The organism is Candidatus Nanosynbacter lyticus, assembly GCF_000803625.1.
Classification (GTDB): domain Bacteria; phylum Patescibacteriota; class Saccharimonadia; order Saccharimonadales; family Saccharimonadaceae; genus Nanosynbacter; species Nanosynbacter lyticus.
On sequence record NZ_CP007496.1, the window covers coordinates 163246 to 176904 of the forward strand.

Here is a 13659-nt window from a genome sequence, read left to right on the forward strand (position 1 = left end):
TAGGGGGTGAAAATATATGCAAAATTCTGGCAAACAGAAGAGATTAGCCTTATGGTTGGTTGGTGGTGTGGTGGGCGCTGCCACACTGGTTAGCATAATATTCTTAACGAGTTGGATAACGCTTCAGCTGGCTAATCGTCTATCTCAAGACGTAAAGCATGACGGTAATTCAATAACAGTAAGCGATGGCGACGTCTCAAAAGTTGTTGATAAAGTTTCACCTAGTGTCGTTTCTATAGTTGTCTCTAGTGAGGATTCTGAGAAGATGGGCGCCGGGACTGGCGTTATTATTAGCGCTGATGGTTATGTTTTGACAAATAAGCATGTTGTTAAAAATTCTCAAAAAATTAGAGTAGTTACACATAATGGAGACCAATTTACCGACGTTTCATTGGTCGGTGTCGATCCACTTAATGACATTGCGTTTTTAAAAATCAAAGATGCTAAGAAGCTGCCAGTGGCAGAGCTTGGTAATTCTGGCACGGTAAAAGTTGGGCAAAAAGTTGTTGCTATCGGGAATTCTCTGGGGCAATATCAGAATACTGTGTCCAGCGGTATAATTTCCGGTAAAGGACGACCAGTTGTAGCAAGTTCTGACTCTAGGGGTTCTAAAACAGAAAGCTTAACTGACCTGTTGCAGACTGACGCGCCGATTAACCTTGGCAATTCTGGTGGGCCACTTATTAATATGGCAGGACAGGTGATTGGCATCAACACAGCTATCGCCTCTGACGCACAAAGCATCGGTTTTGCTATTCCAATTAACGCCGTAAAAGGTATGGTGAGAGGCGTTATAAGCGGCAAGGGTGTCCAGAAGGCTTATCTGGGCGTCCGCTACGCATCTATTACGCCAGACATTCAGTCAGAATATAAGCTGCCGGTAAAGTCTGGCGCTTACATCAATGGAGGGTCGGAGTCCACTATAGAAAAAGATGGTCCAGCCGATAAAGCTGGTATAAAAAGTGGTGACATCATCACTAAGATTAATGATAAAAATGTTGGTGAGGACGGTAGTTTATCGACTTTAGTGTCTGAGTTTTTGCCGGGAGAGACAGTTAAGGTTACGGTTTTGCGCAATAATAAAGAGCTGGTTTTAGATTTGGTTTTGGGTACATATGAGCCGCAGAGCTAGAATATAGTTAAGCCTTTTTTCTTCTTTGAATCCGTTTTTTATAGCAGTATCGATAATTCTACTATGTTGGCAGGGGTCGGCCTCAATGAATAGTAGTCCATTTGAAGTGAGACACCGTGACGCCTGTGATATTAATTCTAAGATTAGTTTAAGTCCTTCATCCTCAGCAAAGAGGGCAATTTCTGGCTCGTATTTGAGCTCTGGTGAAACGTCCCAATCCTTATCAACATAGGGTAGATTAGCAAAAATATAGTCAACTGGTCTAATTTGCCCATTAAGTAAAGACTGCTGCTGAATTGTGACGTCTGCTTTCAGTGTGTCGGCGTTTTTTTCGGCAATTTTCAGAGCTGGTTTGCTAACATCGGACAAAATAACAGACAGGTTATTCCTCTCTAGTTTGGCGATTATTCCCAGACAACCAGAACCAGTACCTACGTCAATGAGGGTTTTTTCAGTAATTTCACTAGCGGTCAATTCTAAGAATAAAGAAATCAAATCTTCGGACTCTGGGCGGGGAATTAGAACTGATGGCGATACGGTAAATCTGCGGCCATAAAATTCTTTGTAGCCCAGAATATAAGCGATTGGTACGCGGTCTAATCTTAAATCTAATCTGGCATTGGCGATGTCAAATTTTCTGGGGTCAATTTCTTCATCCAGGTAAGCGTGTAGGTAAGTGCGGTTTTTCCGCAAAGTGTTGGCTAATATTAATTCAGCGTCTAATCTGGCGGACGAAATTCCAATATTTTTCAGGGATTTGGTCGCTGTTTTTAACCAGTCAGAGATAATCATATAGTTAATTATAACATATATCTATGGAATGTAAAAAGTGAAAGTACTTGCAAAATTACAGCAAGATTGTAGAAGATATTGACAAATAAAGCCAAAGATAGTATTATATTGTTTATATTATTAAGCAAAAGAAATGGACGATATTAAATAGTATGGTAGAAAGAAAGTATGAACTTCCCACCACCAGTAATGTGATTATGGGAATAGGCCTTGGTCTGGGGAGTGATGGAGGTGGAATAAGGCCTATGGATACAATAACCGAAGGGACAGCAACAGAGAGCGATACTGAAAGGTTGTTGAGCCGGTGGGAAGAGGCGCGTAGAAATATGACTCCTGAAGAACAGAGAACTGCTAATGAAGCTGCTATCCGGGCTCTATATGAAAAGTATATGAAGCGTGCAGGTAATGAATCTTTGAGTCCGGAGCATCGAGAAAAATGGGATAAGGCTGCACGTGATCTAGAAGATAAATATACAGATTTATTTAATGATTAGCGTTCTTCGCTTTTAATTCACGCTCATATCTCTGTAGATTCTCAATCAAATCGTCGATATCCCCGTTCATTGCAGCGGGGATATTGCTGCGGCTGTAGTGAATGCGGTGGTCGGTAATGCGATCTTGTGGGAAGTTGTAGGTGCGAATCTTCTCTGAGCGGTCGCCAGTTCCAACCAGAGAGCGACGCTCGGCGGTTAATTTTGCGTTTTCCTCATCAATTTTCATTTGTAATAGGCGTGAACGTAGCACACTGAGTGCTTTTTCCTTGTTTTTAATCTGAGATTTCTCGTCTTGGTTGGTAACGACAATACCGGTCGGCAGGTGGGTGATACGCACTGCTGAGTCGGTGGTGTTGACGCTCTGACCACCATGTCCGCCTGAGCGGAATACGTCGACCCGGAGGTCGTTCGCATTTATCTCGACATCAGCCTCTTCAGCTTCTGGCAATACCGCAACCGTGGCGGTTGAAGTGTGAACTCGTCCTTGACTTTCGGTAACTGGCACACGTTGGACTCGATGTACGCCGCCCTCAAATTTTAATTGAGCGTATGGTGAGTCTCCCTTAATACTAAAGATTACTTCTTTATAGCCGCCAGAATCGTTGGGTGATTGGTCGATCAGTTTAGTTCGGTAATTGTGTGCCTCGCACCAGCGTAAATACATGCGGTATAGTTCCGCCGCGAATAATGACGCTTCGTCGCCGCCTGCACCGGCACGTATTTCCATGATGATATTTTTTTCGTCGTTAGGGTCTTTGGGGGTGAGTAGGATAAACAACTCTTCTTCAAGTTCTGCCAACCTCGCTTCGGTTTCAGCAATTTCCACTTTTGCTAGTTCTGCCAATTCATCACCGCCAGTAGCGAGTTCTTTGGCTTCCGCTAAATTGCTAGTTAACTGCTGACGCTCAGTTGCTTTTGCAATCAAGGTTTCCAACTCTGAAAATCGCTTATTTTTTGCTGTAAAATCTGGTGCATTATAAGCGTCTGGTCGTGCTAAAAAATCGCCCAGCTCGGATCGCTCAGCGTTTAATGCTTCTATATCTAGTGCGATTTTAGTCATACTATAAAATTATACCACAGGCAAGCTGACTTATGTGCTGCAAAGATGTGCGGAGATTGTGATATATTATGTCGTGGCGTAACGATTGTCACGTTGGACTAGCCGTGCTTTAATGAGAGTATGAAGTTTGCAACCTGGCGTGAGTTTGTTGAGGATCAGGCTGAACAGCCTTATTTTCGGGCGTTGATGAATCGGGTTGATGCGGAGCGTGAGAGATTTGATATTTATCCGCCACGTCAGGATATGTTTTCATGTTTCGCGGCTTGCTCGCTGGACAGAGTGAAAGTGGTAATCATTGGGCAAGACCCGTATCACGGGCCAGGGCAGGCGCATGGTATGAGTTTTTCGGTGCGTCCTAGCGTGAAATTGCCACCAAGTTTGCAAAATATATTCAAAGAGCTTGTGGATAATATCGGCGGTGATATGCCGACTAGTGGTTTTTTGGAACCGTGGGGCAAGCAGGGCGTGCTGATGATGAACACTAGTTGGAGCGTTCGTCGTGGCCAGGCGGGTAGTCATGCCGGATATGGTTGGATGGAATTTTCCGAAAATTTACTAAAAATGCTTAATAATTATGATCAGCCGCTAGTATTTATCCTTTGGGGTGCGCACGCTCAAAAAGTTGGACAGGCGATTACTAATCCGAAACATTTGAAAATATCTAGTGCGCATCCGTCGCCGTTTTCGGCGCATCGAGGGTTCTTTGGTAGTCGGCCGTTCTCGCGTGCTAATGATTTTCTGGTGCAACAGGGTCGCGAGGCAATTGACTGGCAGCTGCCTTGATTGATGAAGGACAAGTTTTATGTGGTATTACGCTACTTATTAATAAAAAACCACCCAACTATTGGGTGGTTTTTAAAGCGCAATACCTTACTATTTGCTAGATTTCTTAGCCTTTTTATCTGATTTTGGAGAATCAGCTTTTGTGGCTTTATTGGCGTTAGCTTTCTTGGCTTTATTTGCCAATTCGGCACGGCGAGCTTCAGCTGCTGCCTGACGTGCCTTAAAGCGATCAACACGACCTTCGGTGTCGATAATCTTTTCCTCGCCAGTAAAGAATGGGTGTGAAGCTGACGAGATGTGGACTTTCACGAGAGGGTAGGTATTGCCGTCTTCCCATTTGATGGTGTCTGTTGTCTGCGCTGTTGACTGAGTCAAGAACGCAAAGCCCGCTTGATCGTCGCTAAATACGACAGGGCGATAGTTCTGTGGGTGAATACTGCTTTTCATAACCTTGGTATTTTAGCAAAAAACCGCAGGTATTGCAATATTTACCGAAAGGGGAGTGCGGACGCCTTGACGTATACGTAAAAAGTAGCGCATAATTACAAATGAGATATCCTAATTTAGGAGGAGGAATCATGCAAGAGAGTTCTACTATATATAATAAGAACATAGGTGTTAGATCGGGGTATTTAACAGGAGAAGCTCTCCGTCGTTCTAAGGAGTTGGCTATGGCGAAAGAGGTAGGGATGATATTAGAAAATCCTGATAAAACCGAATCTTTTGAGCTATATAATTCGGGAGAGCCAGAGCATATGATAGCGCTAGTTGGCGGTGAGTTTGGGGTTAGAATGGAGCAGACGCCGGGTAGGCCTAAAGAGGTAACTGCAAAATTATTTAGGCCTCATGAGACGATTCAAGATTCATATAGAGAAGTGTTGCTAGATATCCACACTTCGGTTGTAGCCTTTGATGCGCGTCGTATATGCGTAGAAGATGGAGTTCCTTCGGGAGAAAAAGTTTCATTGCTATTCTTTAAGCTGTCAGCAAACGTATCGGGTGAGCCAACTCCGCCTATGACCGTGGAAGATTTGAACCGTAAGACTAGTACTTATGGCGCCGTCGTTTCGGATAGTGGAATTGAGTATTTTGAGTTTACTGAAGATTGTGATGTTAAAAAGGTATCTTCTATAAATTCGCCTCTAGATACTAGTTTAGAAAGAATAGAGCTTAGCGAGGAATTGGAAAAATTCGTTCAATCTCGTCAAGGGGTGGTTGCCTCTGACGGTGATTAGTGGTACAATTGCCAAGTAACTAATTTTAATGACACAATCCGTTTCACACTCCAAATCGTGAGCGGATGAGGCAAAAGGAGAAGGAAATGTCTGTAAAGGTAGACATTAAGGCTTTGCTGGAGTCAGGTGTTCACTTTGGACACAAAACCAGCCGCTGGCACCCAAAGATGGCGCCATATATTCACAGTAAGCGTCAGGACAGTCACATCATTGACTTGGTCAAGACGGTTGAAGCTTTGGACAAGGCGCTACCAGAACTAACAAAAATTGCAGCATCAGGCCGCAAAGTATTGTTTGTTGGTACGAAAAAGCAGGCTAAAGACGTTGTGCGTCAGGCAGCTGAAAAAATCAATCAGCCATATGTGGTTGAGCGCTGGATTGGTGGTATGTTGACCAACGGTTCAACGATTACTCAGCAGATCAAGAAGCTGAAGAACCTGGAAAAGCGCATGGCGTCAGGTGATTTGGAAAAGCGCTACAACAAACTGGAAGTGCAGCGTTTCCAAGAGGAAATTGATAGCTTGAACATTAAGTATGGCGGCATCAAAGACTTGATGGGCAAGCCAGGCGCAGTGGTCGTGGTTGATGCATTGACTGATGCAAATGCAGTTCGCGAAGCTCAGACGTTGGGCGTGCCAGTATTTGCTATCGTTGATACCAATGTCAATCCAACTGGCATTGACTACGTTATCCCAGGTAACGATGACGCCATCAAGGGTATTCAATTGTTGTTGGATTATTTCACCGAAGCTGTTGCTGAAGGTGCGGGTAGTGTAAAAACTGAAGAAAAACCAGTGAAAAAAGAGGAGAAATAGGATGGGCGTTTCTGTTGATGACATTAAAAAATTGCGCGAATTGACAGGTGTAGGTTTGACTGATGCCAAAAAAGCGTTGGTTGAAGCTGATGGCGACTTTGATAAGGCACTGGAAGAGATGCGCAAAAAAGGTTTGACCAAAGCTGAGAAAAAGGGCGACCGCGAAGCGCGTGAGGGTTTGATTGAGAGCTATGTTCACTCTGGTCGAATTGGCGTGATTGTCGAGGTTAACTGTGAGACTGACTTTGTGGCACGTTTAGATGATTTTAAGACATTGGCGCACGAAATCGCTATGCAGATTGCAGCCATGAACCCGAAGTATGCTTCTACGGAGGATATTCCAGCTGAAGAGATGGAGCGGGTGAAGGCTGAGTTGATGGCGAGCGAAGCACTAGCAAGCAAGCCTGAAGAGATGCGCGAGAAGATCGTAGCTGGTCAGCTGAACAAGCACTTTGCTGAGCAGGTTCTTATGAGTCAGGCGTACATTTTGGACGATTCTAAGACTGTTGAACAGCACATTAAGGAAGCGATTGCTAAATTGGGCGAGAACATTGTGGTTCGCCAATTTAAGCGAATTGAACTTGGTGTCAGCGAATAGATTTTACGCACAGAAAAGAAATCGGTTGCAGCAATGTGGCCGATTTTTTGTTTTGTCAATAGTTACCATAAGTATATTGACAATATCACAAATATATTCCAGCATGACGATAAAACGCATCCGCCTTCTTATGAGAGGGCGGATTTTTATTGCGTGGAAATAATGAGACAGCCATCTTTTTGGTGGCGTGAGTCTGTCGTGGTGACGATGAATTGATGATGCTGAATGGTTTCCTGGAGGAGTTTTTCGCGGGTGGCGTCTAGCTCCGAGAAAACGTCGTCTAGTAGAATTAATGGTCGCGATTGGCTGATTTCTGTTTGGAGCTCCAATTCTAGTAGCTTAAAGGCTAGCATAATAGTGCGCATTTCGCCGCGCGAGGCGACCTTAATGGCGGGCTGGTCATGGAGAAAAATTGTGAAATCTTCACGGTGTGGGCCGACAGAAGTGAAGCCTGTAGCAATTTCATATTCGCGAGCTTTCTCTAGGTGGTTAAGTAAAGATTGGTCGTAGTTTTTTAGGGGTGCAGTGGTGCTATACTCTATTGATAATTGTGTGTTTTTTCCTGCTAGTGATTCGTATAAGTTTTTTATACGAGGCTCGTTAGCTTGGAGAAATTTAGCTCTTTTTTGGGCGATGTTGGTTGCGTATTGAACAAATTTTATATCCCATGCAAACAGGTTATCGCGCCAGATTTGCGAATCTTCTTGATGTGATTTTAGGAGCTCGTTACGCTGTAATAGTGTGCGATTGAAGGCTCGCAGGTCAGTGTCGTATTTGGAGTCAAGCCGAGCAATTAGCCCATCTAGAAAATCACGCCTGCGGGAAGGAGAGGAGGAAATTAAACGTAGCTCACTTGGCTCAAATAAGACTACGGGAAGACGACTTTTTCTGGTCAAGGCTTTTGATTTATTATCGTTAATGATGAATTCTTTGCTAATTTTTCCTGATGCTGTGTTTAATTTAATTCGCCTTGCGCCAAAGTCTCCCTCTAGGTGAATAACTGTTTGAGGGGCATTAAATGTCATGCAGTCACTAAGACTGCCACGAAAACTGCTACCGCGTAAGGCTACGTAAACCGCTTCAAGTAGATTTGTTTTGCCGGTGCCGTTTGGTCCAACGATAACTGTGCCAGAATCACTAAAAGTTGCTTCATGTAGGCTGTAAGATCGGAAATTATATAGCTTAATCTTAGAAATCACTCTGTTATTATATCACGGGCCAATAGGTGAAATTAGCAGACAAGGCGCCTGAAGTTTGGTATAATAGCGGTAGATAAATTGGAGGAATATATGTTTGATACAAACCCTTATGAAGAGAAAATGAATGCCGCATTTGGCTTTTTCCAAGATGAATTGAAGAAAGTTCGAACGGGCCGAGCGCATGCTGGAATGTTGGATGGTGTTATGGTTGAGGCTTATGGTACAAAAATGCCGCTTAATCAAGTGGCTAATATTACTGCACCAGAAGCTCAGATGCTGCTGGTGACGCCATTTGATCCAGGAAATATTACTGCAATTACTTCTGCAATTCGCGACAACCAGAGTCTAGGATTTAATCCGTCTGACGATGGGCGAGTGGTGCGCGTGCCAGTTCCAGCCTTAACTGAAGAGCGTCGTCGTCAGCTAGTAAAACAGGTGAGCGAGAAGGTTGAGGAAGCCCGAATTGCGATGCGAAATATTCGTCAGGATGCATTAAAGGACGCCAAGCGAATGAAGGATGCAAAAGAGCTAAGCGAAGATGACTTGAAGTTGGTCGAGAAGGAAGTTGATAGCTTAATGAGTAAAATGCAGGCGCAAATTGATGAGGCGTTTAAGGCGAAGGAAAAGGACGTCTTGACTGTTTAATGAGCGAAACTTTTGCTGATAGAGTAAAAGAGTTGGGGCTGCCTCTTGAGCAGATTATTGTTATTGGCAGTGGTATTTTAGACCAATTAGGAATTCGTCGGGCTGAAGATGTTGATATTGCAGCGAGCTCTGAGTTGATAAAAAAACTTTCTAAAGATTATGGCGATTGGACCAGAAAACTTGATGGTAATCAGCGTCCGTATTTTGTAAAGACTGATGGTTCGGCTGAGCTGTGGGACGGTTGGGAGTTTGACGGTCAGGTTGTTGGTTATGACGATTTATTGAGCCATTCAGTGGTGTATGATAACGTTAGGTTCGTTAATCTGGAATTTCTACGAAGATGGAAAAATTGGCGCGGGCGAGAAAAAGATATTCGAGATGTTGAATTAATTGATGAGTGGAGGGTGAGAAATGAATAGAAAATCAGAGTTGCCGCAACATATTGGTTTTATCGTGGATGGAAATCGGCGATGGGCCAAACAGCATGGTTTACCGGCGTACGAAGGTCACTTGGCGGGCTATAATGCACTGAAAGATGTGGCTTTAGAAACGCTTCAGAGTGGCGTAAAATATGTCAGTGCTTATGTTTTTAGTACGGAAAATTGGAAACGGTCAGAGGACGAAGTTGGCCACTTGATGAAATTGCTATTAAAGATGCTGAAGGCTGATTTGCCGGCATTTATTGAGAACAATATACGCTTGAGGGTGATTGGATCTAGGGATGAGTTGTCGGATGCACTAGTTGAGGCAATTGACGATGCTGAAGCAAAGACAGCTAATTTAGATAGTGGCGAATTGGTCTTATGTCTAAATTATGGTGGACATTTGGAGATCGCTGATGCGGTTAAAAAGATTGTTCAATCTGGGGTTCTTGCCGAGGATGTTACACCGGAGTTAGTAGCGAAAAATATATATGCACCAGATGTGCCGCCTTGTGATTTGATTGTTAGGACTTCTAGTGAGCAGCGTCTCAGTAATTTTATGTTGTGGCGTTCGGCCTATAGCGAGCTGATGTTTGTGGAGAAAAACTGGCCAGACATGACGACTGACGATGTGGCGGTGATTTTAGAGGAGTATGCTAATCGGAATAGGCGGTTTGGCAAATGATTGTTTGGGGGATTCTTTTAGGCTTATTTGTACTTATATCACTGGTGGTTTTGCACGAGTTGGGTCATGCGCTAGTGGCTAAGCGAAACGGCGTTAAGGTTGAGGAATTTGGGATTGGATTTCCGCCAGCCGCAAAGAAATGGAAAGTTAAGCGGAGCTTTTTAGGTGAAGACGTGATTTTCAGCCTAAACTGGTTGCCGCTTGGTGGATTTGTTCGTCTAAAAGGCGAGTATGATTCAGCGAAGGGCAAAGGTACGTATGGTGGTTCGACATTTTGGGTGAAAACCAAAATTTTACTAGCCGGCGTTATGATGAACTGGTTGACGGCAATTATTTTGTTTACGGTTCTGGCGGTAATTGGACTGCCGAAGGTGTTGTCGAATCAGGTTCAGTTGCCATTTGACACTGAAGTGCGCCGCTCTCCGGTATCGGTGGTAAAAATTACTCCCGACTCGCCAGCTGATAGAGCGGGGATTAAAGTGGGCGATCAATTGATTGACATAAATAACCAGCCACTTACTGAGGCGGAAAAATTGCCAATTATAACTAAGCAGAACGCTGGCAAAAAAGTGCCGATTAAGTATAGTCGTGATGGCGAAGAGTCGTTAATTGATGTGCAGTTAAATTCTGAACAGACTGCCAAAGCTGGTGGATATTTGGGGGTTGTTCCTAGTCAATCAGAAAAAATATACAGCACTTGGTCGGTACCTATTATGGGAGTAGCAACGACCGGACAACTGTCTTATGAGACTATAAAAGGTGTTGGCGTACTGCTGGTAAAAACCACTCATGGTTTATTTGGGCAGATTTTTGGCTCTGAACAGTCAAAGCAGTCAGCCCGTGCTGATTTGTCCTCTGTTGGCGATAGTGTGGCCGGACCAATTGGTATATTGGGCGTGCTGTTTCCGTCGGTGGTCAATTCTGGAATAGCCCAAGTCATTTTTGTGGCAGCGTTGATTTCACTGACGCTGGCGGTGATGAATATATTGCCAATCCCAGCACTTGACGGTGGACGCTGGTTTACGATGGCGATATTCCGTCTTTTTAAGAAAGAGCTGACGAAAGAGCGTGAAGAAAATATTCAAGCTACCGGCATGTTGATTTTATTAATATTAACAATTTTGGTGACTGTGAGCGATGTGGGGAAGCTTCTATAAGAAATTAAAAGGCCGAAAGTGGTGGCTATTGGTGGCACTGCCAATTTGGGTTTACGGTGCGTTCTTGATAGTGGAAATAATTATTTCACTTTTGGTTAATCAGCTGGTTGGGCTTGGCGTACCTCTAAAATCGATAAACCCAGTTATTTTTAATACTGCGATTTCAGTTTTTGTTTATGGCATATCCTTGGCTGTAGTTGTTGGTGTACCAATATACATTAAAAAACGGCGAACGTCTCTTCAGGATTTAGGGGTAAATGACTGGCCAACGTTTCTGGAGATATTTATTTCACCGTTGGCTTTTGTGGCTTATTTTCTCTTGACGATAGTCACGATGAGCATCGCTAGTGGTGTCTTCTCGGTTGATGTGCAGCAGCGACAAGCAATACCCTTTAGTCAGAGTATGCTTGCGTCACACTGGCAGCTCTTAATGGCATTTACGGTAATGGTGGTATTGGGCCCGATTGTTGAGGAATTGTTATATCGTGGATATCTTTACGGTAAACTACGCAATTCATTTTCAATTTGGCTGTCGGTTCTTATGACGAGCATAACATTTGGCTTGGCGCATCTTTGGGTCGGTCCGGGCGCGCCTTTGCAGTGGGCAGTGGCAGTTGATACATTTACTTTAAGTTTGGTCATGTGTGCCGCCAGGGAGTATACTGGGGCAGTTTGGGTGCCGATGATGATGCATATGATGAAAAACGGTATAGCTTTTTATTTTCTGTTTATCAATACAAACGCCGTCGACCAAATAGGTGCTTTATTTCCATTTATATAAAGGAGGAAAAATATGCGAATGACACAACTTTTTACCAGAACTTTGAAGCAGGCTCCAGCAGGTGAGGTGGCTCGTAACGCTCAGCTGCTAATCCGTGCTGGCTATGTGCATAAGACGATGGCAGGCGTCTATTCTTTCTTGCCGCTTGGTCTGCGGGTGCTTGAGAATATTAAGCAGATTGTTCGTGAGGAAATGGATAAGGTTGATAGTCAAGAGCTAACAATGAGCACTTTGCAACGTAAAGAGTTATGGCAGGAAACCGGTCGTTGGAGCGATGAAGTTGTTGACGTCTGGTTCAAGTCTAAACTGCAAGACGGCACTGACGTTGGTTTTGGCTGGACGCACGAAGAGCCGATTGTTGATTTATTGCGCAATTATCTAAAGAGTTATAAAGATTTGCCAATTAGTGTTTATCAATTTCAGAACAAATTGCGTAACGAGCTGCGCGCCAAGAGCGGAATTATGCGTGGTCGTGAATTTGTCATGAAGGATATGTACTCGGTACATGCTAGTAAAGAGGACTTAGATAATTACTATAACACCGTCATTGAGGCGTATAAGCGCTGTTATGATCGTTTTGGTATCGGTGATGAGACATATGTGACTTTTGCTTCTGGCGGCGCCTTTACTAAATTTAGTCACGAATTCCAGACAATTTGTGATGCTGGCGAGGACTACATTTATTTACATCGTGGTAAAAATATTGCGGTGAATGAAGAAGTCTTGGATGAGGCAGTTGCGGAGCTTGGCGTTGACCGTAGTGAGTTGGAAAAAGTGAAGACGGCTGAGGTTGGCAATATCTTTAATTTTGGTACGCAGAAGTCAGAGGAGATGAAGCTGGTATTCACCGATGCCGACGGCAAAGAGCAATATGCATATATGGGTAGCTATGGCATCGGCATTACTCGGGTGATGGGGGTGATTGTTGAGAAATTTGCTGATGAGAAAGGGCTAGTTTGGCCAGAAAATATTGCACCGTTTAAGGTTTATATTGTCGCAATCGGTGACAAGGGTAAAGAGTTAGCGGGTAAGCTTTATGGCGAACTAGCGGATAGCGGCATGGATACACTTCTTGATGATCGCGATGAGCGGCCGGGCGTGAAATTTGCTGATGCAGAATTAATGGGTCTACCGTGGCGGATTACGATTGGCGATCGGGCGATTGATGGCGATGGATTATTTGAAGTAACTGAGCGAGCAACCGGCGAGATGAAAAAGATGAACTATCAGCAGCTACTTGAGTTTTGTTTAAGTCGTTAAGCTCGGCTATATTGACATAATAAATGGCGGTTGTTATACTCAGATAGACTTCATTAAGACTAGATAGAACACTATATTTAGTGTAGTTTATAAGACTAATACCGCTATATGTAATAGAGGAGGAGATTTTTATGAAAAAAACTTACCAGATTACCGAAACTGGAAAAGCTGACTTGGAAGTCGAGCTAGCGGAGCTAAAAGGTCGCCGTGGTGAAATTGCTGAAAAAATTGCGGTAGCGCGAGATTTTGGCGATTTAAGTGAGAACGCAGAATATGACGCTGCGCGTGAAGAGCAGGGCTTGGTGGAGACACGGATTTTAGAGATTGAGGATATTTTGCAGAATGCTGAAATCATTAAATCAAGCGGCACTTCAAGTGTTGGCTTGGGCAGTACGGTTGAATTGCAGTGTCCAGAAAGAACCGTGTCCTATACGGTGGTTGGTCCGGTTGAGGCTGATCCATTGGCAGGAAGAATTTCTGATCAATCACCAATTGGTAAAGAGCTAATTGGTAAGAAAATTGGTGATGAAGTAACGATTAAAACCCCCAAAGCGGAAATCACTTACGTTGTTAAGTCCATCTCTTAAGCCCTCTAAAATAA

General features: G+C 43.8%; 16 protein-coding genes and 1 pseudogene. 13 read left to right on the top strand and 4 right to left on the bottom strand.

Going from position 1 to position 13659, the window contains the following annotated elements; all coding sequences use genetic code 11:
• Positions 1-16: 16 nt before the first annotated feature.
• The gene (locus TM7x_RS00850) at positions 17-1132 is read left to right on the top strand and encodes a S1C family serine protease (RefSeq protein ID WP_052198781.1); all 1116 of its coding nucleotides are present in this window, start codon (positions 17-19) and stop codon (positions 1130-1132) included.
• Here the strand turns inward: TM7x_RS00850 and prmC are convergent.
• Positions 1094-1924, bottom strand: coding sequence for a peptide chain release factor N(5)-glutamine methyltransferase (prmC, locus tag TM7x_RS00855; protein ID WP_052198782.1), 831 nt, complete (start codon positions 1922-1924; stop codon positions 1094-1096). The genes TM7x_RS00850 and prmC overlap by 39 nt on opposite strands.
• Positions 1925-2076: 152 nt before the next feature.
• Here prmC and TM7x_RS00860 point away from each other — a divergent pair, with 152 nt between their 5' ends.
• Positions 2077-2418 (top strand): hypothetical protein, encoded by a 342-nt coding sequence (locus TM7x_RS00860; protein ID WP_039326976.1) that lies wholly within the window; start codon positions 2077-2079, stop codon positions 2416-2418.
• Here TM7x_RS00860 and prfA read toward each other — a convergent pair.
• Positions 2408-3478, bottom strand: coding sequence for a peptide chain release factor 1 (gene prfA, locus TM7x_RS00865; RefSeq protein WP_039326979.1), 1071 nt, complete (start codon positions 3476-3478; stop codon positions 2408-2410). The two genes, TM7x_RS00860 and prfA, sit on opposite strands and share 11 nt — an antisense overlap.
• A 120-nt stretch (positions 3479-3598) precedes the next feature.
• Between prfA and TM7x_RS00870 the strand changes: the two genes are divergently transcribed.
• On the top strand, positions 3599-4261 hold the full coding sequence (locus tag TM7x_RS00870) for a uracil-DNA glycosylase (RefSeq protein WP_039326981.1): 663 nt from the start codon (positions 3599-3601) through the stop codon (positions 4259-4261).
• Between the two features lie 207 nt (positions 4262-4468).
• Here the strand turns inward: TM7x_RS00870 and TM7x_RS04215 are convergent.
• Positions 4469-4708 (bottom strand): annotated as a pseudogene (locus TM7x_RS04215) (type B 50S ribosomal protein L31); the annotation flags it as partial.
• Between the two features lie 224 nt (positions 4709-4932).
• On the opposite strand from TM7x_RS04215, the gene TM7x_RS00880 reads away from it, so the two are divergent.
• The 3 genes from TM7x_RS00880 to tsf all read left to right on the top strand — a co-directional run bounded on the left by TM7x_RS00880 (position 4933) and on the right by tsf (position 6909).
• Positions 4933-5496 carry a hypothetical protein gene (locus TM7x_RS00880; RefSeq protein WP_138074061.1) on the top strand — a complete coding sequence of 188 codons (564 nt, stop codon included), beginning with the start codon at positions 4933-4935 and terminating at the stop codon, positions 5494-5496.
• An 86-nt stretch (positions 5497-5582) separates the two neighbouring features.
• Positions 5583-6311: a 30S ribosomal protein S2 gene (rpsB, locus tag TM7x_RS00885; protein ID WP_039327987.1), complete on the top strand. Its 729-nt coding sequence runs from the start codon at positions 5583-5585 to the stop codon at positions 6309-6311.
• Position 6312: 1 nt separating this feature from the next.
• On the top strand, positions 6313-6909 hold the full coding sequence (gene tsf, locus TM7x_RS00890) for a translation elongation factor Ts (RefSeq protein ID WP_039326988.1): 597 nt from the start codon (positions 6313-6315) through the stop codon (positions 6907-6909).
• Between the two features lie 146 nt (positions 6910-7055).
• On the opposite strand, the gene recF is transcribed toward tsf, so the two are convergent.
• Complete coding sequence (recF, locus tag TM7x_RS00895; RefSeq protein WP_039326991.1) at positions 7056-8108, bottom strand: DNA replication/repair protein RecF; 1053 nt, start codon at positions 8106-8108, stop codon at positions 7056-7058.
• 90 nt (positions 8109-8198) lie between these two features.
• On the opposite strand from recF, the gene frr reads away from it, so the two are divergent.
• From frr to greA, 7 genes are all read left to right on the top strand, one after another.
• Positions 8199-8753 carry a ribosome recycling factor gene (gene frr / locus TM7x_RS00900; protein ID WP_039326993.1) on the top strand — a complete coding sequence of 185 codons (555 nt, stop codon included), beginning with the start codon at positions 8199-8201 and terminating at the stop codon, positions 8751-8753.
• On the top strand, positions 8753-9172 hold the full coding sequence (locus tag TM7x_RS00905) for a hypothetical protein (RefSeq protein WP_039326995.1): 420 nt from the start codon (positions 8753-8755) through the stop codon (positions 9170-9172). Before frr ends, TM7x_RS00905 begins: the two co-directional genes overlap by 1 nt.
• The gene (gene uppS / locus TM7x_RS00910; protein WP_039327000.1) at positions 9165-9860 is read left to right on the top strand and encodes a polyprenyl diphosphate synthase; all 696 of its coding nucleotides are present in this window, start codon (positions 9165-9167) and stop codon (positions 9858-9860) included. Before TM7x_RS00905 ends, uppS begins: the two co-directional genes overlap by 8 nt.
• Positions 9857-11017 (top strand): M50 family metallopeptidase, encoded by a 1161-nt coding sequence (locus TM7x_RS00915; RefSeq protein ID WP_039327002.1) that lies wholly within the window; start codon positions 9857-9859, stop codon positions 11015-11017. Before uppS ends, TM7x_RS00915 begins: the two co-directional genes overlap by 4 nt.
• Positions 10998-11798 carry a CPBP family intramembrane glutamic endopeptidase gene (locus TM7x_RS00920; RefSeq protein WP_039327005.1) on the top strand — a complete coding sequence of 267 codons (801 nt, stop codon included), beginning with the start codon at positions 10998-11000 and terminating at the stop codon, positions 11796-11798. Before TM7x_RS00915 ends, TM7x_RS00920 begins: the two co-directional genes overlap by 20 nt.
• An 18-nt stretch (positions 11799-11816) precedes the next feature.
• Entirely contained in the window at positions 11817-13058 is a 1242-nt protein-coding gene (locus tag TM7x_RS00925; RefSeq protein ID WP_230478853.1) for an aminoacyl--tRNA ligase-related protein, read from the top strand.
• A gap of 131 nt (positions 13059-13189) precedes the next feature.
• The gene (gene greA, locus TM7x_RS00930) at positions 13190-13645 is read left to right on the top strand and encodes a transcription elongation factor GreA (protein WP_039327011.1); all 456 of its coding nucleotides are present in this window, start codon (positions 13190-13192) and stop codon (positions 13643-13645) included.
• Positions 13646-13659: the final 14 nt, after the last annotated feature.